Genomic DNA, 25,802 nt, shown 5'->3' with positions numbered 1-25,802 from the left:
AGGCAAGCCGGGAAGCCAATGGCGGCCCGGCCTGCACAGGGATGAATTCCGCTTTGCCTCCCGCAAAGTGTGAAAGGCAGGTGAAGGTAAGTGGCTAAAGGGATTCTCGAAATACGACGTCAGATCAAGAGCATACAGAGTACAAGGCAGATCACGAAGGCAATGGAAATGGTGGGGGCAGCGAAGCTTCGCCGCGCACAGGAGAAGGCGGAAGCGGCCCGTCCTTATGCGGATAAGCTGAAGGAAGTCGTCTCCAGCATCGCCGCAGGCACGCAAGGCATTCAGCATCCAATGCTCGCGAAGCGTCCGGTGAAGAAGACGGGATATCTGGTCATCACTTCCGACGGCGGATTGAAGGGCGGCTATAATGCCAACGTGCTCCGCAAAGTGATGCAGGTCATTAACGAGCGTCACCGTTCGGCGGATGAATATGCATTGTTCGTCATCGGGCGCAAAGGCCGCGATTACTTCCGCAGACGGGAAATGCCGATGGTGGAGGTCGTGACGGAGCTGCCTGATTCTCCAACCTTCGCGAATATTAAAACGATAGCTTATAAAGCCGTGAAATATTTTGAAGAAGAGCAGTACGACGAACTCAACCTGTTCTACAACGAATTCGTCAACGCGATCACGCAGGTACCGGTCGAGAAGCGCCTTCTTCCATTGGATGATGATGCTTTGATCGGAGAGACGACCAGTTATGAGTATGAACCTTCGCCGGAGGCGGTACTGCATGATCTGCTGCCGAAATATGCGGAGACGCTCATTTACAGCGCGCTGCTGGATGCGAAAGCAAGCGAATTCGGCGCGCAGATGACTGCTATGGGCAGCGCGACGAAGAACGCGACGAAGATGATCAACTCGCTGACATTGTCTTATAACCGTGCGCGCCAAGCGGCGATCACGCAGGAAATTTCTGAAATTGTAGCTGGAGCGAACGCTCAAGCTTAAACGGGTAACAGGATAGCGCAAGTTTTCAGTAGGAGGGAACGAGATGAACAAAGGACGCGTGATTAGCGTAACCGGTCCGGTTATCGACATTGAGTTCGAACGCGGTCAACTTCCGGAGATATTGAACGCGATCAAGATTGAACAGAAATCGACGACTCCTGGCGCGCCTGACATCGACTTGACATTGGAAGCATCCGTCCATCTGGGCGATGACGTAGTGCGCTGCGTCGCGATGTCTTCGACAGATGGTCTGGTGCGCGGCATGGAAGCAACCGATATGGGGCATCCGATTACCGTACCGGTAGGCGCGGCGACATTGGGCCGTGTCTTCAACGTGCTGGGCAATACGATTGACAATGCGGGCGACGTCAGCCGCGAGCTGTCCAGCCCGATTCATAAGCCGGCTCCTAGCTTCGACGAGCTGACGACGCAAGCGGAGATTCTGGAGACCGGGATTAAGGTCATCGACTTGCTTGCTCCGTACGTCAAAGGCGGAAAGATTGGCCTCTTCGGCGGTGCGGGCGTTGGGAAAACCGTTACCATTCAGGAGCTTATCAACAACATCGCGCAGGAGCACGGCGGGATTTCCGTCTTCGCCGGCGTAGGCGAGCGTACCCGGGAAGGGAACGACCTCTACTATGAAATGAGAGACTCCGGCGTTATCAACAAGACGGCGATGGTGTTCGGTCAGATGAACGAACCGCCTGGAGCGCGTCTGCGCGTTGCTTTGACCGGTCTGACGATGGCGGAATATTTCCGTGACGAAGAAGGCCGCGACGTGCTGCTCTTCATCGATAACATTTTCCGATTCACGCAAGCGGGCTCCGAAGTATCCGCCCTGCTGGGACGCATGCCTTCCGCGGTAGGTTACCAGCCGACGCTGGCTACCGAGATGGGACAATTGCAGGAACGGATCACGTCGACCAAAAAAGGCTCCGTTACATCCATTCAGGCGATCTACGTTCCTGCGGATGACTATACGGACCCGGCGCCGGCGACGACGTTCGCCCACTTGGACGCAACGACGAACCTCGACCGGAAAATTTCCGAATTGGGTATTTTCCCGGCGGTCGATCCGCTGTCTTCGTCATCCCGCGCCCTGTCGCCGGATATCGTCGGCAAGGAGCACTATGATGTGGCACAAGACGTGAAGAAGCTTCTTCAGCGCTACAAAGAGCTGCAAGACATTATCGCCATTCTCGGTATGGATGAGCTGTCGGAGGATGACAAGCTGACGGTAGCCCGGGCGCGGAAGATTCAACGCTTCCTGTCCCAGCCGTTCCACGTTGCCGAGCAGTTCACGAACATTCCCGGGAAGTACGTGCCGGTCAAGGAAACGGTTCGCAGCTTCAAGGAAATTCTCGACGGCAAGCACGACGACCTTCCGGAAGCGGCATTCCTGTTCGTCGGCACCATCGAAGAAGCGGTGGAGAAGGCAAAGACGCTATAAGCGGCTTGACGTGAAACGGGCTGTCCGGAACGGGTAGTTCCGGATGGAACGGAAGGAGGAACCGCAGTTGAGCACCTTTTTATTGGAAATCGTCACACCCGAGCATAAAGTGTTCGAGGATCAAGTGAACATGATTACCGTCAAGGGCGTGGAAGGTGAACTCGGCATTTTGGCAGGACATATCCCGATGGTAACGCCGCTGCAGGTTGGGCCGATGAAGATTAAGACAGGCAGCAAGGAGCACTGGCTTGCTGTTCATGGCGGATTCGTGGAAGTACGCAGAGACAAGGTTGTTGTCCTTGCGGAAAGCGCGGAGCTGCCGGAAGAAATCGACATCGAGCGTGCGAAGGCAGCAAAGGCGCGTGCGGAACAACGCCTGGCGATGGCTCAACGGAGCAAACAGGATCACGTCGATTTCCGCCGTGCGGAATTGTCACTCCAACGTGCCGTAACACGGATCCAAGTGTCCCAACGGAACGTGTCACGATAATAGACTCAAGCCGAGGCGCTTCTTGCGTCTCGGCTTGATTTGTATCCGGAGGGCTTGCGCAGCGCCCTGCCGCCGGAATTGACCCCAGGTTAGTTGACAGCCGCCGCCCCGGCTTCTATTGGGCGCGGCCATTCGACCATGCATCCCGCAACAACGCTTCCTCAACGATGAATCTTGCATCATTCTATCTAAGCCGATAGTAATAATAGGCTTTACCTCTCTGGATTTATATTCGATCGAATATGTCTATATTGTCACAAAAGCTTCTTTGAAATGCTTCTATTGGACCGTCACGATGAATAAAATATAGCAATATATATCCATTTGCCGCGCTGCAAGAAGGAATACAGATTATGCCAGGAATTGCATAGACGGGGTTGGTAGGTTTTGTTATAATTGTGGCGGGTTTAGAACAATTCAATATAGGGTTGTCTGTAATACGATAGCTGCGACGGAGGGGATGTCTTTGGAGTACATCAACAATTACGTCATCGTGGCCATTTTTATCGGACTCGGTATTTTTCTGCCGGTGGCCGCTCTGACAGCGGGCCGGCTGCTCAGGCCGAAGAAGCCGACAGACATGAAACAAACAACGTATGAAAGCGGTAACGATCCGGTTGGTGTGGGACAAGTTCGGTTTAACATCCGGTATTATTTGTTTGCGCTTATGTTTGTCATTTTCGATGTGGAAACCGTTTTCTTGTACCCGTGGGCGGTTGCTTACAAGCAGCTTGGCCTGTTCGCGCTGGTGGAGATGCTGATTTTTGTCGGATTGCTGTTGGTTGGTCTAATTTACGCCTGGAAAAAGAAGGTGTTTCGATGGGATTCTCTTTAGAATCAATCACGTTGGAAGAACGGCAGGAGCTGGAACGCAACGTATTTTTCGGCACGCTGGAGCAATTGAAGGCGTGGGCGCGCAGCAACTCGCTATGGCCGCTGACGTTCGGTCTCGCCTGCTGCGCGATCGAGATGATGGGCACCGGTGCTTCGCACTATGATTTGGACCGCTTCGGCGTCATCTTCCGGACCTCTCCCCGCCAGTCGGATGTCATGATCGTCTCGGGAACGGTTACGAAGAAGATGGGGCCGCTGTTGAAGCGGCTGTACGATCAGATGCCTGAGCCGAAATGGGTGATCGCCATGGGCTCCTGCGCGACGGCCGGCGGGCCTTATGTCAAATCGTATGCGGTCATCAAAGGCGTCGATCAGATTGTTCCGGTCGATATCTACATACCGGGTTGCCCGCCGAATCCGGCGGCATTGATTTATGGCATTAACAAGCTGCAAGCGAAAATCCGCTATGAAGCGAAGACCGGAAAGCGGGTGACAGATGCGTGAGCGAGGAGAAGAAGGATCAGGTAGCGGTTCAGCCGCCGCTAGAAGCCGAGAAGACAGGGATGGCCGAGGAGGCTGTGCAAGAAGATCAGACTGAAAAAAGCGAAAAGACTGTGAAGGAAGAGCGAACTGAGAAAGCGGAAGAGACTGTGAAGGCTGAGAAAAACGATCAAGCCCAGACAGATGCACAGATGAAAGAAACCGAACAAAACGAGAGCGCCGGAACCAGGGGCAAAGTCGAGAAATCGCCTGCGGCGCAGGAAGAGCCTGCATCCGATTCGGAAGGCGCTGCGGAAGCGCTGAAGGCGGAGCCGGCGAAGGAAGCGGCGTCCCCGGCCGCTGAAAGTGCGCCGCCTGCCGTGGAGGCGGGCGAGCGCGCCGAAGCCGCTGCGAAGCCGGCTTCCGAGCCCGACGCGGCCGAACCGGCAGCGCCGGCGGACAAGGCGAAGCGCGCGCCGCTCAGCGAGGAGGAGAAGGCCGCCCGACTGAAGGCGGCGGAGGAGCGGCGCGCCGCGAAGGCGAAGGCTGCGGCCGAAGGAGCCACGGACGCCGCGGGAGCTGCGGGCGAACGGCCTGCCCGGGCAGCGGCTGCCGCAGCCGGCGATAAGCCCGAGCGGCCGGCACGTGCGCCGCGAGCGAAGGCGAGCGAGGAACCGCCGAAGCCGAAGGAGCCTTCTCCGAAGCAGCCCGTGCTCGATGCGCTGGTCGCCCTGCTGAAGGCGGAGGTGGCCGAGGATGCGGTGGAGGCCGCTGTCATCAACGAAGAGAACGGGCATTTGCCGACGATTACGGTGAAGAACGAGCACTGGTTGGCTTGCGCTAGCCTGCTCCGGCATCATCCGGAATGGTCCTGCAATTACTTGCGGAATCTGGCCGGCGCAGACCACGAGACGCATCTCGAGGTTGTGTACTATTTCATCAATTTATCCACGAAGGCCGAGGCGGCCGTTCATGTCAAGACCGATCGGGAGCAGCCGTCCATTGCTTCGGTAACGCCGATCTGGCCTACCGCGAATTGGTGTGAACGGGAAGTGTATGACCTGCTGGGCATCGACTTTCCCGGACATCCCGATTTGCGCCGCATCATGATGCCGGACGATTGGGTCGGCCACCCGCTGCGCAAAGACTATGAGCCGTTGGATTCGGAGGTGTAATCACCCTTGATTCGCACAGAAGAACTGCTCTTGAACGTCGGTCCTCAGCATCCGAGCACGCATGGCGTTTTTCGCATTGTCGTGAAGCTTGACGGCGAAGTGATCAAGGAAGCCACCCCCGTGATGGGCTACCTGCACCGGGGAACGGAGAAGCTGGCCGAGAACCTCAACTACACGCAAATTATCCCTTACACTGATAGAATGGACTATGTGTCCGCGATGACGAATAACTATGTGCTTGTCCATGCCGTCGAGAAAATGATGCAGCTGGAAATTCCGGAACGCGCCGAATTTCTCCGCCTGATCGTAATGGAGCTGCAGCGCGTGGCCAGCCATCTCGTCTGGTGGGGCACCTACCTGCTGGACATCGGAGCGATGAGCCCGTTCCTGTATGCGTTCCGCGATCGCGAAATCATCATCGATCTGTTTAACGAGCTGTGCGGCGCGAGGCTGACCTATAACTATATGCGGGTCGGCGGCGTCAAGTGGGACGCTCCGCCGGGATGGATTGACAAGGTGCGCGACTTCATTCCTTACATGCGCAAGCGGTTGAAGGAATACGACAAGCTGGTAAGCGGCAATGAGATCTTTTTGGCCCGGATCAAAGGAATCGGAACCTATGATGCCGATACGGCCATCGCCTATGGATTGAGCGGAGCGAATCTTCGCTGCACCGGCGTGAAGTGGGATCTGCGCAAGGATGAGCCGTACAGCCTGTACGACCGGTTCGAATTCGATGTCCCGGTGGGAAAAGGCGGCGATTGCTACACGCGATACGTCCTCCGGATGGAGGAGCTTCGCCAGAGCCTGCGCATTCTGGAGCAGGCGGTGGAACAATTCCCGGGCCAAGGCGAGACGATGGGCAAGGTGCCGCGCGTCATCCGTCCGCCGGAAGGAGAGATCTATGCGCGGATTGAGTCGCCGCGCGGCGAGATCGGCTGCTATATCGTATCCCGGGGCAAGCAGGAGCCTTATCGGTTGAAGTTCCGGCGTCCATCCTTCGTCAACCTGCAAATCCTGCCGAAGCTGCTCGTCGGAGAGACGATGACGAACCTTATTACGATATTGGGCGGGGTCGATATCGTCGTCGGGGAGGTGGATTGCTAGTGCAAGAACTAATCCAACAATCGCTCACCTGGACGAATACCTTCATCTTTCTGGGCTGGGCCGTTGTCATGATGCTGGTCGTTCTGGGCTTCGTCACGTATGCGATCTATTTCGAACGGAAAGTGATCGGCTGGATGCAGTTCCGCCATGGCCCGTCCCGGGTCGGACCGCTCGGGCTGCTGCAGACGGTCGCGGATATATTCAAGCTGCTTATTAAGGAAGACACCATTCCGCGCAAAGCTGATCGGGCCTTGTTCATCCTTGCTCCGGTCATCGCCTATGTGCCCGCGTTCGCCGTCCTGGCGACGATACCGTACAGCGAACGGCTCGGCTTCGCCGATTTGAATGTAGGCTTGCTCTACTACGCCGCCCTCTCCAGCATTACGACCATCGGCATCATTATCGGCGGCTGGGCCTCCAACAATAAATATTCACTTTTGGGCGGAATGCGCTCTGCAGCGCAGATGATCAGCTACGAGATTCCGCTTGTCATTTCCGTCGTTGGCATTATTCTATTGAATGGATCGCTCAGTTTGCGTACCATTGTAGAAGGGCAGGGCAATTATTTTTGGGAATGGAATCTGTTCCCGCAGATTATCGGCTTCGTCGTCTTCCTCATTGCGGGGATATCCGAGCTGAACCGGACTCCGTTCGATTTGCCGGAGGCGGAATCGGAGCTGGTCGCCGGCTATCATGTGGAGTATAGCGGCTTCCGGTTTGCCTTTTTCATGCTGGCGGAATATGTGTACGTGTTCGCGCTCTCCGCGCTGACGACGGTGCTGTTCCTCGGGGGCTGGCATCCGCCATTTCCGTTCCTTGATTTTGTTCCGGGGATTTTGTGGTTCGTGCTCAAATTTTCGTTCTGCGTTTTCTTCATTTTCTGGCTGCGGGCCACGATGCCGCGCATTCGCGTAGATCAACTGATGAGCTTCGGATGGAAAGTGCTGCTGCCGCTGGCGCTTCTTAATGTCTTCCTGACGGCGCTATATATCGAATTATTCAACAAATAGGCTAGGGGTGAAATACGTGAAAGGATTATTCAAAGGGCTGGGCGTCACGATGAAGGCGCTGACTTCCAAAAAAGTCACCTATCCGTATCCCGATAAGCCTCTGGAAATGCCTGACCGGTTCCGCGGCATTCAATATTTCGAACCGGACAAGTGCATCGTCTGCAACATGTGCGCGCGCATTTGTCCGACGGATTGCATCACGCTCACTGGGAAGCCGAATCCGGATCCGGAGAAGAAGGGCAAGGTTATCGATACGTTTGACATCAACTTTGAAATTTGCATTTTATGCGATTTGTGCACCGAGGTATGTCCAACGGAAGCGATTGTCATGACGAACAATTTCGAGCTGGCGACGTACAGCCGCGACGAGCTGTTCAAAAACATGGAATGGTTGAACGAGAACAACCAGAATATACGGCAGGAAAACAATTCAGCCATGCCTAAAGGAGGCGCCAGAAAAAATGTTTAACTTCTCCATCGAGTGGACGGGAGAAACGGTAGCCTTCTTCGTGCTTGCCATCTGCATTATTTCCGGATCGGTATTGATGCTTAATTTTACGAAGGTCGTTCATATGGTCGTATCGCTGGCCTTCGCCTTTCTCGGGCTGGCGGGCATCTTCGTTATGCTGGAAGCCGAGTTCGTCGCCTTCGTCCAGGTGCTGGTCTACACGGGAGCCATCTCGATTCTGATGATCTTCGGCATCATGATGACCCGGCATGATCGGCAGGATGAAGAGGTATCGCGCCCGCTAAGGGAGACGTTGGCCGCGCTTGGCTGTCTGGCCTTGTTCGGGGTGCTGTTCTTTACGATACGCGGCACCGATTTCCCCGTGCCTGAGCCGGCCGCCCTGGCCCAGGACAATGCGCTCCAGCTCGGGAAGCAGATATTCACAGAGCATGTTATCCCGTTCGAGTTGCTGTCGGTGCTGTTGACCGTCGCATTCATCGGGGCCATCGTGCTCGCGAAGAAGGAGGCGGATTAAATGGGGAGCATGCTGGCTTCATACCTTACGCTGGCAGCCATCCTGTTCTGCATTGGACTCTACGGGGTGCTGACGAAGCGCAATGCCGTCATCGTGCTGCTGTCCATCGAGCTGATGCTGAATGCGGCCAATTTGAACTTGATCGCCTTTTCCAAGTACGGGGTCGTGCCGAATCTGAAGGGCCAGATCTTCTCGCTCTTCACGATTGCGGTCGCCGCGGCGGAAGCGGCGGTCGGCGTCGCCATTCTAATCGCGTTGTATCGGAACCGCGGCACGGCCAACGTGGACGAATATAACGAATTGAAGAGATAACCGTAAGGAGGATACGACAATGGAATCCGTCTTGTCGCAATATGCATGGATTATCCCGGTCATTCCGCTGCTCGCGTTCCTCGTGCTGACGGCATTCGGCCGCCAGATGAAAGGTGCTGCCGTCATGCTCGGCGTCTTCAGCTCGTTCGCCGCATGCGTACTCTCCGTCCTCATCCTGTGGGAGCGGATGACAGGTGCGCCTGACGACTACACCCGCAGCTTCGAATGGTTCCGCATCGGCGACATCCGTCTCGAGTTCGGATTTGACATCACGAACCTGAATGCGCTGATGCTCGTGATTGTCACGCTGGTAAGCACGCTGGTCAATGTGTATTCCAAAGCCTATATGGAGGACGACGAGCGGCAGACGGTGTTCTATGCGTACATTGCTCTATTCACGAGCGCCATGCTGGGACTGGTCCTGTCGCCGAATCTCATTCAGCTCTATATATTCTGGGAGCTGGTCGGGGTCTGTTCCTTCCTGCTGATCGGCTTCTGGTATGAGCGGCCTGCGGCGCGCGCCGCCGCCAAAAAAGCCTTCATCGTCACCCGCATCGGCGATGTCGGGCTGCTGCTCGCGATTCTCATCCTGTTCTGGCATATGCCGAACCATGCGCTTGATTTTACGATGATCGGCAACGTGTTCGCCAATGCCGATTCCATGGCTCAGTACGGCATCTCCGCCGGCTTGGGCACCTGGATTGCGGCCTTGATCTTCTTGGGAGCCGTCGGCAAATCCGGCCAGTTCCCGCTGCATACGTGGCTGCCGGACGCGATGGAGGGGCCGACGCCCATCTCCGCGCTGATCCACGCGGCGACGATGGTTGCGGCCGGCGTATATTTGGTCGCCCGGACCTTTGATATTTTCGCCATCTCGCCGACGGCGATGATGATCGTCGCGGGCGCAGGCGGCTTCACCGCGATTTTCGCGGCGTCGATTGCCGCAGCGCAGCGGGACATGAAGCGAATCTTGGCCTATTCCACCGTCAGCCAGCTTGGCTATATGATGATGGCGCTCGGACTCGGGGCGGTTACGGCCGGGATATTTCATCTGTTCACCCATGCCTTCTTCAAGGCGCTGCTGTTCCTCGGGGCAGGCAGTGTCATTCACGCCATACATACACAGGATATATTCCGCATGGGCGGAGTGGGGAACCGGATGAAGGTGACGGCCTGGACCTTCGCCATCGGCGCCCTGGCGCTGTCCGGCATTCCGCCGCTGTCCGGCTTCTGGTCCAAGGACGCTATACTGGCGGCTGCCTGGGAACAAAATATGCTGCTCTTCATCGTTGGAGCGGTCACCGTATTCATTACCGCCTTCTATATGGCGAGATTGTTCTTCCTGGTCTTTACAGGGCCGCCTGCCGCCGATTCGGATGCGGAGAGCGTCCGCGAATCTTCGGCTTCCATGACATTCCCGCTCGTCGTGCTGGCCGTGCTGGCTGCCGTCGCCGGATTCGTTCATACTCCATTCAGCGGCGCATTCGGCACGTGGCTGAACGGGGATGAACCGGGCTCCTCCGTTCATGCCGCCGCCATGATTATCTCGGTGCTGGCGGGCGTGCTCGGCATCGGGTTAGGTTATATGTGGTACGGGCCGCGCGGAACCCGCCGCGGCGCTTCGCAGGAATCGTCCAATCCGTTCTATCGGCTTGTGGCGAATAAGTACTATATCGACGAGCTGTATCAGCTGATCTTCGTTCGCTCGCTTGCCGGCCTCGGCCGCGTACTGCAGGCGTTCGACAAATGGATTGTCGACGGGATTGTCCGGCTCGTCTCGGGAGCGGCGGTTGGCATCGGCAAGACGTCGACCCGGCTGCAGAACGGGCAGCTGCAGACGTACGGGCTGATGTCGCTGTTCGGATTCGTTGCGCTGATCGTGTTCATCCTGGCGCTCGGAAGGAGGTTCTGGTAAATGGTAAACGGGCTTACATCGCTGCCCTTGTTGACACTGCTGACCTTCTCTCCGCTGTTGGGCGTACTGATTTTGCTGTTCGTGCCGAAGGGCCGCACGCGCGCGATTCAAATCATCGGCATCGCGGCGACCTTCCTGCCGCTCATCCTGGCGCTTACGGTGTACGGCATCTATGATCTGGTCGATAAGGGAGCGTCATTAACCGAGCAATACGCCTGGATCTCTCTTCCGCTGAACCTGGAGATCGCCAGCGGCATTCAATCCTGGTCGTTCAACATCGACTATCATTTGGCGATTGACGGCTTATCGCTGCCGCTCGTCGTCATGACGACGATTGTGGCCTCGATGGCGGCCATCGCTTCATTGGGCATCAAAAAAAGGTGGAAAACGTACTACATCCTCTTCCTCCTGCTCGAGGTCGGGATGATCGGCGTCTTCCTGGCGCGGGATCTGCTCCTGTTCTTCATGTTCTTCGAATGGACGCTGGTGCCGACCTTCTTCCTCATCGGCATATGGGGATTGATGCACCGGGAGAAGGCGGCGAACCGCTTCCTCGTCTATAACGGGCTCGGATCGGCCTTGCTGCTCGTGGCCTTCGTCATTCTGACGGTAACCGCGGGCTTCACGACTCATCCGGACTTCCCGGATGGCGGCCACTATATCTACAGCAGCAATCTGAATGTCATTATGGACAATCTGGGGAGCGCGTCGGCCTACGTCAATCAGGCGGACTACAGCGTCTTTTATCTGACCGCGGGAATGAAGACGACGGTGTTCGTGCTGCTGCTGATCGCCTTCGGCATCAAGCTGCCGTTCTTCCCGTTCCATACGTGGATGCTGAAGGTGCATGCCGAAGCTCCGGCTCCGGTCGTCATGCTTCACTCGGGTATTTTGTTGAAAATGGGGGCTTACGGGCTCGTCCAATTCGGGGCGGCGCTGCTGCCGCAGGAGACCGCTTCCTGGGCGACCGTGCTGGCCGTGCTCGGCGTAATCAATGTGCTGTATGGCGCAGTGTTGGCTTTCCGGCAGAGGGAGCTGCGCCTGCTGCTGGCTTATTCCAGCATCAGTCATATGGGCTTCGTGCTGCTCGGCGTCGCGGCCATGAACGAGCTGGGCATACAGGGCGCAGTCGTTCAGATGGTGTCGCACGGCTTCATCTCGGCCCTGTTCTTCCTGCTCGTCGGCAGTCTCAGCGAGCGAACGGGCACGACGCGCATCGGGGAGCTGGGCGGACTGGCGAAGAGCATGCCGTTCTTATGCGGGATTCTGCTCCTTGCCGGTCTGGCATCGCTCGGCCTGCCGGGGCTGTCCGGCTTCGTCGCGGAGCTGCTGACGCTCCTCGGACTGTACGGCACCGCATCATGGGCCGCGATACTCGGAGCGCTTGGGCTCATCTTCAGCGCCGTCTACGTACTGCGCGGGGTGCTCGCCATCTCGTACGGGCCGATGGATGACCGCTTCGCGGGATTGAAGGATGCGCGGCTGGCGGAGGCGATCCCGATTATGGTGCTGACCGCATGCATTGTCCTTATCGGTCTGTTCCCGTCCTTCGTGACCGCCCCGATAGACAACAGCGTTGCGCATATTATCGAACTATTCAAGGTGAGGGGGTAGGCTCATGGATACGCCACATGTTCAACTGCTGCATTTGGCCGATCTCGCACTGCTGGCGCCTGAGCTTACGCTAGTCATTGCGGCCATTGTCATCTCGCTCATTGATCTGGCGCTTCCCCGCCGCATCCATCGCGACGTCATGGGCGTGCTCTCGCTGCTCGCCATCGCCGTGTCGCTTGGCTTTGTCCTGCTCAAGCTGTATCAGCGGGCGAAGCTGACGGCAGAGGCCGCGCAGGCGGTGCAGCTGCTCGAACACAGCTATCGCATCGACGGCTTCGCCCTAATCGTGAAGGCCATCATCCTGATTGGCGTCGGCTTCGTCATCATGATGAGCCTCGGCAATCTGCGCAAGGAAGAGCTGCCGAATCGGGGAGAGTATTATTATTTGCTCCTTCCGGCCGCCATCGGAGGCATGATGATGGCTTCGTCCGGCGACCTGATTACGCTCTATGTCGGCTTGGAGCTGCTCAGCATCACATCGTATATTTTAGTGGCGATGAAAAAGAACGACAGCAAGTCGACGGAGAGCGCGTTCAAGTATACGGTGCTCGGAAGCGTGGCCTCGGCCTTTATTTTATACGGAATGTCGTTCCTGTACGGAATCAGCGGAAGCACGGCCTTCAATGGAATCGCCCATGCCTTGGCTGATCGCACCGCCGGGTTCGAGCCGCTCATTTATGTCAGCTTCATTCTGATGATTGTCGGCTTCGGCTTCAAAATCGCGGCGGCTCCGTTCCACGCCTGGGCCCCGGATGTGTATCAGGGCGCGCCGACGCCGATATCCGCCTTTCTGGGCGTCGTGTCCAAAGCGGCGACGCTCGCCGTCGTGTTCCGCATGTTCTACAGCATGTATCTCGGTCTGGGCCAGGATATGGCCATCTATTCGGACTTGTCGACGATATTGCTGTCCATCGCAGCCTTGTCCATGATCGTCGGAACGACGATGGCGCTTCGCCAGGCCAACGTCAAGCGGCTGCTTGCCCTGTCCGGAATCGCGAATGCGGGCTACCTGCTCGTTCCGGTCAGTCTGAACTTGTTCGGTCAGCATCTGCACGCGTCGAACTTCGCGGAATTCATCTATTATCTTATCGCCTATTTGTTGATGACCTTCGGGGCCTTTGCCGTTCATATGGTTATCGAGCGGTCATCCGGCCATGATCATCTAAGCGGCTATGCGGGTCTCTACTACCGTTCGCCATGGCTGGCCGTCGCGATGACGGTGATCGTCTTGTCGCTGGCCGGCATTCCGGTTACGGCGGGCTTCTTCGGGAAGCTATTCATTATTCTTGGAGCGATTGCCTCGCACACACTCTGGATCGCCATCGTCATGATGGTCGCGAGTGTCGTCTCCTTCTATTTCTACTTCGGCTTCATCCGCCAGATGTATATGCGCGGGGACAATGAGGAAGCGGTGCGCATACCATGGACGCAAGGACTCGTCATCATCGTCTGCGTGCTCGCGATTGTCGGGCTCGGGGCATTCCCGAACCCGGTCATCCAAGCGCTGAGCCGGGTATTCTCCATCGGGGCCGATTTGCTGGTGAGATAAAAAATGAGTCATTTGGGCTCCTGAACCTGGGCACCAGGTTCAGGGGCTTTTATGTTTTTAACGGGAAGGTTGAGAACTGAGGGCGATTTTTTTCCGGAGAAAACTATACGAAGTCATCATCGGATTTCATGCCGCAGATCCTTTGAAAATGGGCGCTGGCGGCTGGTTTGCGATGGCCCGGAGTGCGGACTTTGCCAGCCCGTCATTGCGGAATTTGTCGACGATAGGTCCAGGGAACTATATTGACTGTAAATAAAGGATTGTCCTTTTCGTGTGACGAATCTTATATATCTTACGACGCCTTGTGCAGTCATTCGGCATCCCTTACAATAGCAATGGGCTCCATGGCGAATGGCATAACGGACAGGAATACTCTGTCAACAAGCAAGGTTTACCGATTGACAGCAGGATGACGGTCTGGTTTAATCATCCTCTGAATGATGCACGACGTCCGTGCATAACCTGAATGATTGGAATGGGATGAAAGTTATGAAGACACGATGGCGAACAGCCGTCGGATCGATGTTGGTTGCAGCCCTAGCCTTGCTTGTCCTGGTGAATTCCTTGACTCCGCTGCAGACAGAGATTCGTAATCTGCAGCCGGTCGACCGGGCGGGGAAGGACGGCAATCTTGTCTCCTTAAGCGAGATGCGATGGGAAAGCATTGCGAATGAAGAGGCAGCCGACTCCTGGATTGTAAAATGGAAAACTGGACACCAAGATGAACGGTTGCTGGCGAACAGCGAAATCGTAAGCGAGCAACAGGCGGTCAATATTTCGATCGTCAAGCCGCAGCAGGCGGAGACCACCGGGGAATGGCTGGAGACGCTGAGACAGTCGGAGCATGTCGAATATGTTCAACCGAATCAGTCGGTCCGGACGTTGAACGCGGCCGTCAAGCCCAATGACCCGCTATATTCCCAGCAGACCTATTTGCGGCAGATCGGGGCGGATAAGGCCTGGGCGCAGGCCAAGGCCAACTCGAACATTACGATCGCGCTGGTGGATACCGGAGTGGACCTGAACCACCCTGATCTGAAGCCTAATCTCGTCAAAGGCACGAACCTGCTGGAGGCGGGCCTGCCTCAGGATGATAACGGCCACGGCACCAGCGTAGCGGGCGTGCTAGCCTCGGTTGGGAATAACGGGAAGGGCACCACGGGGGTGCTGTGGAACGCGAAGATTATGCCGATTAAGGCATTGGATGCCCAAGGCTACGGAGATGAAGACAAGTTAGGCGCAGGCATACTGTACGCTGTCGATCACGGAGCCAAAATTGTCGTCATGTCAGTGGGACTGTATCGTTATTCAAAATATATGGAAGATATCGTGAATTACGCCGAGAAAAAGGGCGTGCTTCTCGTCGCGGCCACGGGTAATGACGGCTTGCGGTACCAAGAGAAGGTAGAGGTCAAATATCCGGCAGCCTATCCGACTGTTCTGGCTGTCGGGGGAAGCTCGCCCGATCTGTTGGTAGAGCCGCGGTCGAACACGGGGCCGGAGGTCGATCTGGTCGCGCCGTGGCATGTCTATACGACAGCCCTCGGCGGCGGCTACAAGGCAGAAGAAGGAACATCGATGTCTGCGCCGCAAGCGGCCGGGGCGGCCGCCCTGCTGTGGAGCAAATATCCCGCACTGAAGCCATACCAGATTCGGGAGCATCTCCGCCGCACCGCGCAGAATATCGAGTCGCCAGGCTGGGATCGGCAGAGCGGATACGGCCTGCTGCGCGTCGACGAGGCGCTTCGTATTCCTTACGATGAACAAGCATTCGGTAAGAATACGACTCGCGGCAGCTCGCGCGTGTTCCCTATCGACACGTCGGTCAGCGGCGTATTCGCCCCGAATAAGCGGACCCAATGGTTCGCTGTCGATGCCCCTTACGAAGGCACGCTGCAGCTCTCGCTGGAGCGGATACAAGGGAAGGGAACCGTTCAGGCGGCGCACTATGTAGGGAAGCAGAGCATAGGCAAGACATATAGCGACGCGGGCGGCAAGAAGACCCTTATTCCGGTGAAGCAGGGCCTGAATATGATTCGTCTTCAGCATCAAGGCTATGAAGGGAAGGAATCGTTGTCCTATAAGCTGTCTTCCCGGTTTTTCATCTACGAGGATCCGTTCGAATCCAATGACCTGCAGTACCAGGCCTACACGATTCCGGCCCGGACGCAGGATATTGTCGGCACGTTCAGCCATACGGGCGATGTCGACTGGTATATGATTCAGCTGCCGCGCAAAGGCACGCTGCGACTGAAGGTCAGCGTAGATACGGTGCGGATCGATCCGGCGCTGGAGATACGCGGCTCGCATATTCGAACGCAATGGATTGACGAAGAGAAGGAGGGACGGCCGGAATCGGCCGTGCTGACCGATCTTCCCGCGGGGAAATATTACATTCAAGTGCAGAATGTCGTCACGGCGCATCCGGAACCGGTCGCGGGCGAGTATAAGCTGCATGTGGAATATATTACGCAATACACCGATCCGAATGAACCGAACGACAAGATGTATGAAGCGGTCACGATGAGCGAAGGCACCGAATACGTTGGCGTGTTCGACAAAGACAGCGATGTGGACTGGTTCCAGTTCACGATCAAGAGTCCGGTCTATGGCACGGTGGCACTGAAGAACCTCCCGTCCGACCGGAACGTCAGCATGACCGTGCTGACGAAGGAGCAGAAGAAGATCGCCGGCGCGCAAAGCGGGACCAAGCTGGAGCAGATATCGGCGGGCGCTGTCCTGGAGCTGGGAACGTATTATGTACGCCTGACGACGGACAAGAAGTTCGATACGAAATATTACCGGTTATCCTTCAGCACCGAGCCGTTGGTTGAAGGCTTCCGCGATATCGGCGGCCACTGGGCTCAGGAAGCGATTGTGGAGGCTGTCCGTTCCAAGTGGATCTCAGGCTATGACGAGGCGCTGTTCCGTCCGGGCCGGCAGATTACCCGGGCCGAAGCGGCGGCCGTATTGGCCAAAGCCTTCGAGCTGGGCGGAAGCATTCAAGGAGCTCCAACCTTCACGGACGTTCCGGCGAAGCATTGGGCTTACGCTGATGTCTCCCGGGTCGCGAAGGCCGGAATCACCGGCGGAATCGGCAACCGGCGATTCGGTCCGGGGTTGCCGGTCAAGCGGGCGGAGATGGCCGTCATGATGGGGAAGGCGCTCGGCATTCAACCGGAGCGCCCGGCGGAAGCTCCGTTCCGCGACGTGCCCGTGAACCATTGGGCCGCTCCGATGCTGGCCGCCATGAAGGAGCAGGGCCTCATCCAGGGGATGGACGAGGACATGTTCGCCCCGGATCGGCAGGCGACGCGGGCGGAGTTCGTGTCGATGCTCGTCGCGCTGCGGTAAGCGCCGCAATATCGTGTGGTCCGCTTTGCAAGAGTGTGCAAGCTTCGATGCCGAGTTACTTCCTGAATCACCTCGTGATCAGAAGTGGACTTTTCGAACAACCTCTATATAAGGAGGCTCGGTTATGGACAATTCGTGGTCCAACATATCGGCAGCTGTCGGTTGGGGCGGAGTGGTGAACATGCTCGTCACGCTGCTGTGCATCGGCGTCGCCTGGTGGTCGCTGCAGCATGTCAAGCTCGATCTGTTCATCCGCCATCCGCAGAGCCCGCAGGGCAAAATGCTGCACCTGCTCCTGGCGATTATCGTCGGGCGCGCAGTGGCGGGATTCTTCATCGATTACTGGGGCTGGACGCAGTCCGTACGTTATCTGTTTGGAGCGTAGCGATTGTGGTTAAGAGGAAATGAAAAACATTCACCGCATGCCGGCAGTCGTCCCTGCCGTCGCGCTGCCGTTGGCAGAGTGTGGGGGGACGGCTGCGGTTTCGGTGCTTGTCGAATAACATCGAATAAAGATGTCAACAATGGGAGTAGCCCCAAGTAAATTGTGGAAGGGTATGTCGAAAAATATCGCTTGTCGGCCCCGTTAGGCGGTGGTATGATGAGGGTTGGGCAAGAGAGAGACCTACCATCTTGTACAGTGATGTGAGGATGGGGCGAAAAAAGGCGCGGAGGGAAACATGATGAGCAAATTTATCGTCCGCGGAGGCAAACGATTGACGGGAACCGTCCGCGTAAGCGGCGCAAAGAATTCTGTGCTACCGATCATCGCTGCTTCGTTATTGGGAGAGCATGGCGTAAGTGTAATATGTGACGCGCCTCCACTCGACGATGTCAAGACGATACACCATGTGTTGGAGAAGCTGGGAGCCAACCTTACATATTCCAATGAAACCATTCGCGTAAACGCAGAGCATCTTCACTCGTATGAAGCTCCGTATGAGCTGGTGCGCAAGATGCGGGCATCGTTCCTCGTGATGGGCCCATTGCTGGCCCGCGCGGGTCAGGCACGGATCTCCTTGCCGGGTGGCTGTGCGATTGGAACGCGGCCTATCGATCAGCATCTGAAGGGCTTCGAAGCGATGGGTGCGGAGATTGGATTGGGTCAGGGCTACATTGAAGCGAAAGTGAACGGCCGACTGAAGGGCGCCAAGATCTATCTGGATGTGGCGAGTGTCGGCGCGACTGAAAATATTATGATGGCTGCAACGCTAGCCGAAGGCACGACGACGATTGAGAACGCGGCCCGCGAGCCGGAAATCGTCGATTTGGCCAACTATTTGAACAAGATGGGCGCCAAGGTGCGGGGCGCGGGCACCGGAGTCATTCGCATCGAAGGTGTAGAGCAGTTGCACGGGGCTGAGCATACGGTCATCCCGGATCGGGTCGAAGCAGGCACCTATATGGTGGCTGCGGCGATGACCGGCGGGGATGTGTACGTTGAAGGAGCCATTGCAGACCATCTCGGTCCAGTCATTGCGAAGATGGAAGAGATGGGCGTACAGATCGAACCGGACGAGAACGGAATCCGGGTTCGGGCCGATCGGCCGCTCAAGGCCGTAGACGTGAAGACGCTGCCTTATCCGGGCTTCCCTACGGATATGCAATCGCAGATGATGGCGCTTCTGCTCGTGGCGGAAGGCACCTCCGTCGTCACGGAGACGGTATTTGAGAACCGCTTTATGCATGTCGATGAGTTCAACCTGATGTCAGCTAACATTAAAGTTGACGGACGCACCGCCGTCGTCACGGGAGGCGCCAAGCTCGTCGGGGCGAAGGTGTGCGCGACAGACCTGCGCGCAGGCGCGGCCTTAATCTGTGCCGGTCTGGTGGCGGAAGGAACGACCGAGGTGAGCGGCGTGCAGCATATCGACCGCGGCTATGTCAATATCGCGGAGAAGCTGTCTGCGCTCGGAGCCGATATCTATCGCGTCTCGATCGAGGAGCAACCGCAGGAAGTGAAGGAAGAACAGGAGATTCCGCTGTTCAGCGCTCAGCCGACCTGGGCGTAAGCCGGATGTCCGCTTCGCTCTCCTTACAGTAATAGCTTGAATATACGATACGGACTGAGATTCGCCCCGGCACAGAATCGGATGCGGCGGAACCAGACGTCATGAAGGGGCTGTCCCATAAGTAGCTTTTAGCTACAGTGAGACAGCCCCCTTTTTCTCACAACTCGACTTGCCGAAATAACTGCGAGAATGCAGAGGTCCACCATATAAAAAAATGAAGTTGCAAAAATTGCCATAGGCTTCTTAACGGCCTGATTTTACGGGATCCAAGAGACCGCGTCGGATCCTGGGGGCATCATTGCCTTCCAGAGGCATCGTTGCCTCCTGGGGCTTGAACGTGTGGAGGGAATTGCTGCTATTTTACAGGAATTTCGGCTCAATGAGTCCACATCCCAAGGAATTGCTGCAAATCTACATCATTTTAGGCCCTTTTGCTTCAAATCGAAGCGAAAAGGGGTGAAATTCCTGCCGTTTTGCAGGATTCCCTTTCTGGTAAAGTCGTCCATATCGAATTGCTGTATTTACGCAGGATTTCGCTTACCGATTAGGCGTGTCTGGAGAAATCATGCAGTTTTCAGGCTGTTAGAACCCCCCTGTTTTTCACGAAGGGGTAGAGATTGTCCATTTTCCTACTCAGAATTGGACCGATAGCGTTTTACATTGATTTTTTCTACGGAGAGACGAGATCCGCCACATAAAAAATGAAGCGCCACACAATCCCTTGGACGTTCTCAACCGCCTGATAAACGCAGGATTTCGCTCCCCCATCCATCTTCCTCCGCTTCCCCCGCCCCCGTCTTTCCCGCCTCCACATTCTCTGTTGTCCCCTCTTGCCCCTGCGACCGTATTCATGAATATGGCACAGTCCCTTGCTGTGTTTATGCGCAGCTTCCTCCTGTTATTCCTTACAGTCGGCCGGCTGCCATCATGGCGAGCATCCACCATCCGGCGGCACAAGCGATCGTCATAAGCAGCGTTGTCATGTATTTGGCCATGGCGGGAAGCTGCGTCCGGAAAACGGCGAAGTTGGCTATCGCCCCTATTCCGCCGAGGGCGCCGCCGATCACTCCGCCGACGAAGATAAGCACGAGCGGCAAGACACACCATAGCTTGACATACCATGGCGCAGGCTTCGCCAACTCAATAACGTTCCCGTCTACAACCAGCTTCGGGAGATCCCCGATGACGCTGTTCTTCCATGTCGCGATCGCTTCCGTTCCGTCATTGCGCCGGAGCGTCATCCGGCCCTTTTTGCCGACCGGCACCGGCTGCCGGTTAATGAACAGCCGCGGCTTGCCCAAGCCATTGGCCTTCACTTCCACTTCCTGTCCTTCAAAGCCGTCCAATGAAATGGATGCCTTCATTGCATCTCCATCCCCTTCTCCACATGATTTTTCCTTTCCTGCAAGCGGCTGTTCAAAAAGTCGGCTGCTATTAACGAAGAAGCGGGACAGAAGATGCGGTGGCGAGTGGTGCGTTCCCCTTCCAATCTGGTGCGGAAACCTTCGATTTCTTGAGCATGCTGCTGTACATCATATCGACCGGGGCCATTCAAAAATGAATACGAGAAAGGGATAATACTATAGATACGGATAGCCTGTAACCGATGTCGTTCCACGGCAGGCTGCGGAGAGAGCTTGTCAGATTCCGGTTCTTTCGTCTCTCAAAAAAGCATAGGATGGAAGTAGATTACCCCCTTCCCTCTATACCGGGTTCATAGAAAGAGGGATCCAGCGGGAGGATAAGGAGAGAGAATTTATGACCATGCTGCCGACACGAATGTCTGCCAAGCGGTGGAAGGGCGGTTCCGGGGCAAGACGATCATCCCGGGGGAACGACATGCTGGGACGAGCTATCCTATGGGCGGCGGGCCTGATGGTCCTGGCGGTGCTGCTGCCGCTCGGGCTGGTAGACCGGCTGGCGGATCGGCCGCCCGCCGCGGAGACCGGTCCCGGCCCGCCGCCGGCCATGACGGGCACGCCCGAGGGCGGGACGGAAGTGCGCGTCTATCTAGCGAATGCGCGCAAGATAGAGAATGTCCCGCTGGAGCAATACGTGCGCGGCGTCCTGGCGGCAGAGATGCCGGCCGACTTCGAGCTCGAGGCGCTGAAGGCGCAGGCGATCGCCGCCCGCACGTATATCGTGCGCCGCCTTCGGGCGGGCGACACCGCTGGCGTCCCCGAGGGGGCTGACGTGACGGATACCGTCGCCCATCAGGCGTATATCCCGCTGGCTGAGTTGGCGAAGCGGCCGAAGCATACGATCGTAAAGCTCAACCAGGCCGTCAATGAGACGCGGGATCAAGTGATTACCTATCAAGGGGAGCCGATTATGGCCGCCTTCTTCTCGACGAGCAACGGCTATACCGAGAATGCCGAGGATTATTGGAAGAATCCCGTTCCCTACTTGAAGAGCGTGCCCAGCCCTTGGGATCAGGCCGAGTCTCCCCGGTACGCCGAGACGGTGGAGCTGCCGCTGAACGAAGTCCTGGATAAGCTCGGCCTGACTCCGGCGGCGGTACCGGGTCTCGCCCAAGCCTCGCGGCAGGGCGGAGGCGGATCGGGGAGCCCGTCCTCGGACACAGTGGCTGGAGGCGGGCTGGCGGCAGATGTGCGCATCCTGTCCCGCACGGCGGGGAAGCGGGTGGAGGAGGTTCAATTCGGATCGAAGCGCTTCAGCGGCCGGGATATCCGTGAGAAGTTGAATCTGCGTTCGAGCGCGTTTGATTGGGAGCGGGACGGTGACAAGCTGCGCATTACGACATACGGCTATGGCCACGGCGTCGGCATGAGCCAGTATGGGGCGCAGGGCATGGCGAAGCAGGGAGCGGCGGCCAAGCGGATATTGACCTACTATTATACAGGGGTGAAGTTGGACAAAGCTTCGAAGTTACTAACTGCAGCCGGGCCGCCTTCCTCGTAAGAGAACTATGAATCTAAAAAATTAGCAAACTTGCACGTATAAAAGCGATAGCCCCGGTAACAATGGTTACTGAGGTGATCACAAATGAGTGAACAAAACCAAAACAACTCGAAAAACAAATCCACAACCAGTTCATCGGCTAACAATGCAGCGAACACGCCGGAAGCTTCCAAACCAATCCAGGGAGCGCAGGCGGTTCACACTTCCACATGGAGAAAGCTGTTGTCCAAGCGATGGGTCTTTCCTGCTTTGTACATGGCCGCAGCAGCAATCATCCTAACGTTAGTGTGGGTCTACCAGGATATGAACCGGCCGCTCGACCCGAACGCGGAGACGGCGCAGGTCGATCAGACGGTGGTAGATTCCGGAACACAGGCGGAGGGAACGGTCAACGAAGACGCGGTCGAAGTGGTCGCATCCAACGAGACGTTGGGCTGGCCGGTCAAAGACGCGCAAGAAGTAGACGTCGTCATGTCCTTCTATGACGAGACGGCCAGCAAGGAAGAGCAAGCGGCGGCGCTGATAGAGTTCGAACAGACCTTCACGCCGAATGTAGGAATCGACCTGGCCCGCAAGGATCAGAAATCGTTCGACGTCCTGTCTGCCATGAGCGGTAAAGTCACCCGGGCAGAGCAGCATCCGAAAAATGGCTTCGTCGTGGAAGTGGATCACGGCGGGGGCATGAAGACAGTCTATCAGAGTCTGGCAGATGTCAAAGTCGCGAAAGGCGATACGGTCAAGAAGGGCGACACGCTTGGAACGGCCGGGCGCAGCGAGCTGGAGAAGGCATTGGGCGTGCACGTGCATTTTGAAGTGTACGACAATAACAAGCCGGTTAATCCGACCAGTCTGTTGGCGAAAAACTAATCTTCTCCACTCTCCGAAAGAAGGCGGAAGCGAATATGCTTCCGCCTTTTGCCGTTCCAGTGGATGGAGTGGGACAGCCTGGATTAAATTTTTTTCAGATGGTTCTATTTCGGTGGACAGCCTTCCTGAGATCGCTTCCGTACGGCCTTCGGCTTCCAATTTTTCCGCATCGCATCGCCATTTTTGCACAGGACAAGCGTCTACGTTCCGCCCGCGTCTCCCGGGCCTCTTCTCCCCGTCTTGTCAAATTTATCGGTTAAGCCAGGCTTGTCACGCTGTTCAACAACGCATAAGTGTGCGACCTACTCATATAATGTACCAATTAAACCGAGTAGAGGGAGGCGGGAACGTGCACGATTACATCAAAGAACGGACCATAAAAATCGGCCGCTGCATCGTCGAGACCAAGCATACGGTTCGCACTATCGCCAAAGAGTTCGGCGTATCCAAGAGCACGGTACACAAAGATCTGACCGAACGGCTGCCCGAAATTAATCCCGATTTGGCGGACCAGGTGAAGCACATTCTCGAGTACCATAAATCCGTGCGCCATCTGCGGGGAGGGGAAGCGACGAAGATCAAATACAAGAAATCGAGTTCAAAAAAACGTGAAGTGATGACGGCAGGCAAGTCCTAGCCGGCAGTTCCGAACATGCGAATCGCCGCCGGATCGTATCGCCTCCTGGCCTTGTTCCGAATAAGACAGATCCTCCTTCATTCTTTCATTGAATCCAGCGCTATTAGTATGATATGGTAAACGATGAGTAAATATTTTGCAGGAATCGGTCGGATTTCATCGAAAATCAGTTGAAAAATGAATGTGGAGGCTCTTGAACTTATGCTAAGCAAGGATATCGGAATCGACTTAGGAACGGCGAACGTTCTGATCCATGTCAAGGGAAAGGGGGTTGTGCTCGACGAGCCGGCCGTCGTGGCGATTGAGAGCGATGCCAAGCGTGTGCTTGCCGTTGGGGAAGAAGCGAGAAGAATGGTTGGACGGACTCCGGGCAATATTGTGCCGATCCGTCCCTTAAAGGACGGCGTCATTGCCGATTTTGAAATTACGGAAACGATGCTGAAGCATTTCATCTCACGCGTCGGCGGCCGCAAATGGTACTCGCATCCACGGATTCTGATTTGCGCCCCGACGAACATTACCTCGGTTGAGCAGAAAGCGATCCGCGAAGCGGCCGAGCGGAGCGGCGCGAAGGAAGTATTTTTGGAAGAGGAGCCGAAGGCGGCGGCGATTGGCGCAGGTATGGATATATTCCAGCCGAGCGGCAATATGGTCGTTGACATCGGTGGCGGAACGACCGACGTGGCCGTGTTGTCCATGGGGGATGTCGTGACCGCCTCTTCTATTAAAGTCGCGGGGGACAAGTTCGACGACGCGATTATGCGCTACATCAAGCAGAAGTACAAGCTGCTGATCGGGGAGCGCACCTCCGAAGACATTAAGGTGAACATCGGTACGGTTCGCCCGTCGGGATCCGGCAATGAGCGCGAGATGGATATTCGGGGCCGCGACATGGTATCCGGCCTGCCATATACGGTGACAATCACGTCGAACGAAGTGCGTGAAGCCTTATGGGATCCGATCTCCTCTATTGTGGCAGCCGCCAAATCGGTATTGGAACGGACACCGCCGGAATTGTCGGCGGATATTATCGATCGCGGCGTGATTCTGACCGGGGGAGGCGCCCTGATGGACGGATTGGATGAGCTGCTGGCCGAGGAGCTGAAGGTTCCAGTGCTGATCGCGGAAGATCCGATGCATTGCGTCGTCAAGGGAACGGGCATGATGCTCGATAATTTGGATAAAGTCATTAAGAAACGGTTCGTATAATCCGATATACAAGGTATATTGTCTACAGTTACGGGAGGAGCTTCCATGATTAGAGGATTATACACTGCTGCTTCGGGTATGGTTACCCAGCAGCGCCGGCATGACACAGTGACGAATAACGTGGCTAACCTGCAGACGCCAGGTTATAAGGCGGTTACCGAAGTAAGCCGCTCCTTTCCTGAGATGCTGCTGACCTTGATGGGCAACGATCCGGCCCAAGGCCAGACGATCGGCCGGTTGAACACGGGCGTATTCGCTGAAGAGAGCCGCTTGATCTTCATGCAGGGCGAGCTGATGGAGACGAAGCAGCCGGGCGACTTCGCGCTGCTCTCTAATATCCAGGTGCCGGGCGTTACCTTCGATGCGACGGGCAAGGGCCAGGATGCGAACGGCAATCCTGTATTCCAGCCGGAAGCTTTTTTTACGGTGCAGGCCGGGGATGAGATCATGTATACCCGTGACGGCCGTTTTCATGTGAATGAGCAAAATGAACTGGTGACGTCGGATGGTTCATTGGTGCTGAACCGCAATAATGCGCCGATCGTCCTGGAGAATGGACAACCTCTGGAGTTCATCCAGGTGAACGGAGAGGGCCAACTGATCGATACCCGGACCCGCACGCCGATCGCAGGCGGGGAGCTGCTGATTAGCCGCATCGACAATCCGAATGATCTGCTTCGGGCCGGCAATGGCCGCTTCCGGCTGCAGCAGGGCGCTGCCCAGGGGACCCCGGTGGCCGCAGGCGATGCCGTGGAGGTTCGCCAAGGCGTGGTGGAGCGTTCCAACGTGGATCCGGCACAATCGATGGTGGATATGATGACGGCATACCGTGCCTATGAAGCGAATCAGAAGGTTGTGCAGTTCTATGACAGAACGCTGGACAAGACGGTCAATGAAGTGGGCCGAGTCTAACGCCAGGGCGGGAGGAACG

The 25,802-nt window shown here is 56.5% G+C and carries 24 protein-coding genes; 22 read left to right on the top strand and 2 right to left on the bottom strand.

All coding sequences use genetic code 11. From position 1 onward, the window contains the following. Window positions 1-90 precede the first annotated feature (90 nt). The 17 genes from atpG to murA all read left to right on the top strand — a co-directional run bounded on the left by atpG (window position 91) and on the right by murA (window position 19,236). Window positions 91-951, top strand: coding sequence for an ATP synthase F1 subunit gamma (gene atpG, locus NNL35_RS00635; protein ID WP_040734615.1), 861 nt, complete (start codon window positions 91-93; stop codon window positions 949-951). Between the two features lie 43 nt (window positions 952-994). After that, complete coding sequence (gene atpD, locus NNL35_RS00630) at window positions 995-2,401, top strand: F0F1 ATP synthase subunit beta (RefSeq protein ID WP_006680149.1); 1,407 nt, start codon at window positions 995-997, stop codon at window positions 2,399-2,401. Window positions 2,402-2,468: 67 nt separating this feature from the next. After that, complete coding sequence (locus NNL35_RS00625) at window positions 2,469-2,891, top strand: F0F1 ATP synthase subunit epsilon (protein WP_006680148.1); 423 nt, start codon at window positions 2,469-2,471, stop codon at window positions 2,889-2,891. A gap of 460 nt (window positions 2,892-3,351) precedes the next feature. After that, window positions 3,352-3,726 carry an NADH-quinone oxidoreductase subunit A gene (locus NNL35_RS00620; protein WP_040734613.1) on the top strand — a complete coding sequence of 125 codons (375 nt, stop codon included), beginning with the start codon at window positions 3,352-3,354 and terminating at the stop codon, window positions 3,724-3,726. Beyond that, a complete protein-coding gene (locus tag NNL35_RS00615; RefSeq protein WP_006680146.1) occupies window positions 3,711-4,229 on the top strand; it encodes a NuoB/complex I 20 kDa subunit family protein in 519 nt (172 codons plus the stop codon). Before NNL35_RS00620 ends, NNL35_RS00615 begins: the two co-directional genes overlap by 16 nt. Further along, window positions 4,226-5,380 carry an NADH-quinone oxidoreductase subunit C gene (locus NNL35_RS00610; RefSeq protein ID WP_006680145.1) on the top strand — a complete coding sequence of 385 codons (1,155 nt, stop codon included), beginning with the start codon at window positions 4,226-4,228 and terminating at the stop codon, window positions 5,378-5,380. The genes NNL35_RS00615 and NNL35_RS00610 overlap by 4 nt, the downstream gene beginning before the upstream one ends. Before the next feature lie 6 nt (window positions 5,381-5,386). Further along, window positions 5,387-6,487, top strand: coding sequence for an NADH-quinone oxidoreductase subunit D (locus NNL35_RS00605; protein WP_006680144.1), 1,101 nt, complete (start codon window positions 5,387-5,389; stop codon window positions 6,485-6,487). Further along, window positions 6,487-7,497, top strand: coding sequence for an NADH-quinone oxidoreductase subunit NuoH (gene nuoH / locus NNL35_RS00600; RefSeq protein ID WP_006680143.1), 1,011 nt, complete (start codon window positions 6,487-6,489; stop codon window positions 7,495-7,497). The genes NNL35_RS00605 and nuoH overlap by 1 nt, the downstream gene beginning before the upstream one ends. A gap of 16 nt (window positions 7,498-7,513) precedes the next feature. Beyond that, window positions 7,514-7,966, top strand: a complete 453-nt coding sequence (gene nuoI / locus NNL35_RS00595; RefSeq protein ID WP_006680142.1) for an NADH-quinone oxidoreductase subunit NuoI — start codon at window positions 7,514-7,516, stop codon at window positions 7,964-7,966. Continuing rightward, window positions 7,959-8,480: an NADH-quinone oxidoreductase subunit J gene (locus NNL35_RS00590; RefSeq protein ID WP_006680141.1), complete on the top strand. Its 522-nt coding sequence runs from the start codon at window positions 7,959-7,961 to the stop codon at window positions 8,478-8,480. Before nuoI ends, NNL35_RS00590 begins: the two co-directional genes overlap by 8 nt. Then, window positions 8,481-8,792 carry an NADH-quinone oxidoreductase subunit NuoK gene (gene nuoK, locus NNL35_RS00585; RefSeq protein WP_006680140.1) on the top strand — a complete coding sequence of 104 codons (312 nt, stop codon included), beginning with the start codon at window positions 8,481-8,483 and terminating at the stop codon, window positions 8,790-8,792. It abuts the gene before it with no gap. Window positions 8,793-8,811: 19 nt separating this feature from the next. Then, window positions 8,812-10,707 carry an NADH-quinone oxidoreductase subunit L gene (gene nuoL, locus NNL35_RS00580; protein ID WP_006680139.1) on the top strand — a complete coding sequence of 632 codons (1,896 nt, stop codon included), beginning with the start codon at window positions 8,812-8,814 and terminating at the stop codon, window positions 10,705-10,707. Next, the gene (locus NNL35_RS00575; RefSeq protein WP_006680138.1) at window positions 10,708-12,321 is read left to right on the top strand and encodes a complex I subunit 4 family protein; all 1,614 of its coding nucleotides are present in this window, start codon (window positions 10,708-10,710) and stop codon (window positions 12,319-12,321) included. 4 nt (window positions 12,322-12,325) lie between these two features. Beyond that, entirely contained in the window at window positions 12,326-13,870 is a 1,545-nt protein-coding gene (locus NNL35_RS00570; RefSeq protein ID WP_006680137.1) for an NADH-quinone oxidoreductase subunit N, read from the top strand. 489 nt (window positions 13,871-14,359) lie between these two features. Then, window positions 14,360-17,224 (top strand): S8 family serine peptidase, encoded by a 2,865-nt coding sequence (locus tag NNL35_RS00565; protein WP_006680136.1) that lies wholly within the window; start codon window positions 14,360-14,362, stop codon window positions 17,222-17,224. A gap of 124 nt (window positions 17,225-17,348) precedes the next feature. Further along, a complete protein-coding gene (locus NNL35_RS00560; protein ID WP_006680135.1) occupies window positions 17,349-17,609 on the top strand; it encodes a DUF1146 family protein in 261 nt (86 codons plus the stop codon). Between the two features lie 298 nt (window positions 17,610-17,907). Further along, the gene (gene murA, locus NNL35_RS00555; protein WP_006680134.1) at window positions 17,908-19,236 is read left to right on the top strand and encodes a UDP-N-acetylglucosamine 1-carboxyvinyltransferase; all 1,329 of its coding nucleotides are present in this window, start codon (window positions 17,908-17,910) and stop codon (window positions 19,234-19,236) included. Window positions 19,237-20,141: 905 nt separating this feature from the next. Here murA and NNL35_RS00550 read toward each other — a convergent pair. Continuing rightward, the gene (locus tag NNL35_RS00550; RefSeq protein ID WP_006674823.1) at window positions 20,142-20,600 is read right to left on the bottom strand and encodes a hypothetical protein; all 459 of its coding nucleotides are present in this window, start codon (window positions 20,598-20,600) and stop codon (window positions 20,142-20,144) included. Continuing rightward, window positions 20,597-20,854 (bottom strand): hypothetical protein, encoded by a 258-nt coding sequence (locus NNL35_RS00545; RefSeq protein WP_254552830.1) that lies wholly within the window; start codon window positions 20,852-20,854, stop codon window positions 20,597-20,599. The genes NNL35_RS00550 and NNL35_RS00545 overlap by 4 nt, the downstream gene beginning before the upstream one ends. A 140-nt stretch (window positions 20,855-20,994) precedes the next feature. On the opposite strand from NNL35_RS00545, the gene spoIID reads away from it, so the two are divergent. The 5 genes from spoIID (at window position 20,995) to NNL35_RS00520 (ending at window position 25,783) form a co-directional block, all read left to right on the top strand. Beyond that, on the top strand, window positions 20,995-22,158 hold the full coding sequence (spoIID, locus tag NNL35_RS00540; RefSeq protein ID WP_006674822.1) for a stage II sporulation protein D: 1,164 nt from the start codon (window positions 20,995-20,997) through the stop codon (window positions 22,156-22,158). A gap of 84 nt (window positions 22,159-22,242) precedes the next feature. After that, complete coding sequence (locus tag NNL35_RS00535; RefSeq protein WP_040729609.1) at window positions 22,243-23,025, top strand: M23 family metallopeptidase; 783 nt, start codon at window positions 22,243-22,245, stop codon at window positions 23,023-23,025. A gap of 349 nt (window positions 23,026-23,374) precedes the next feature. Continuing rightward, complete coding sequence (gene spoIIID / locus NNL35_RS00530; protein WP_006674820.1) at window positions 23,375-23,662, top strand: sporulation transcriptional regulator SpoIIID; 288 nt, start codon at window positions 23,375-23,377, stop codon at window positions 23,660-23,662. Between the two features lie 201 nt (window positions 23,663-23,863). After that, a complete protein-coding gene (mreB, locus tag NNL35_RS00525; protein ID WP_006674819.1) occupies window positions 23,864-24,871 on the top strand; it encodes a rod shape-determining protein in 1,008 nt (335 codons plus the stop codon). A 45-nt stretch (window positions 24,872-24,916) separates the two neighbouring features. After that, entirely contained in the window at window positions 24,917-25,783 is an 867-nt protein-coding gene (locus NNL35_RS00520; protein WP_040729605.1) for a flagellar hook-basal body protein, read from the top strand. Window positions 25,784-25,802 lie beyond the last annotated feature (19 nt).

Origin of the sequence: Paenibacillus dendritiformis (assembly GCF_945605565.1) — a bacterium.
GTDB classification, from domain to species: Bacteria; Bacillota; Bacilli; order Paenibacillales; family Paenibacillaceae; genus Paenibacillus_B; species Paenibacillus_B dendritiformis_A.
Note: the sequence above shows the minus strand (reverse complement) of the source record. Positions and strands in the feature narration are given on the sequence as shown.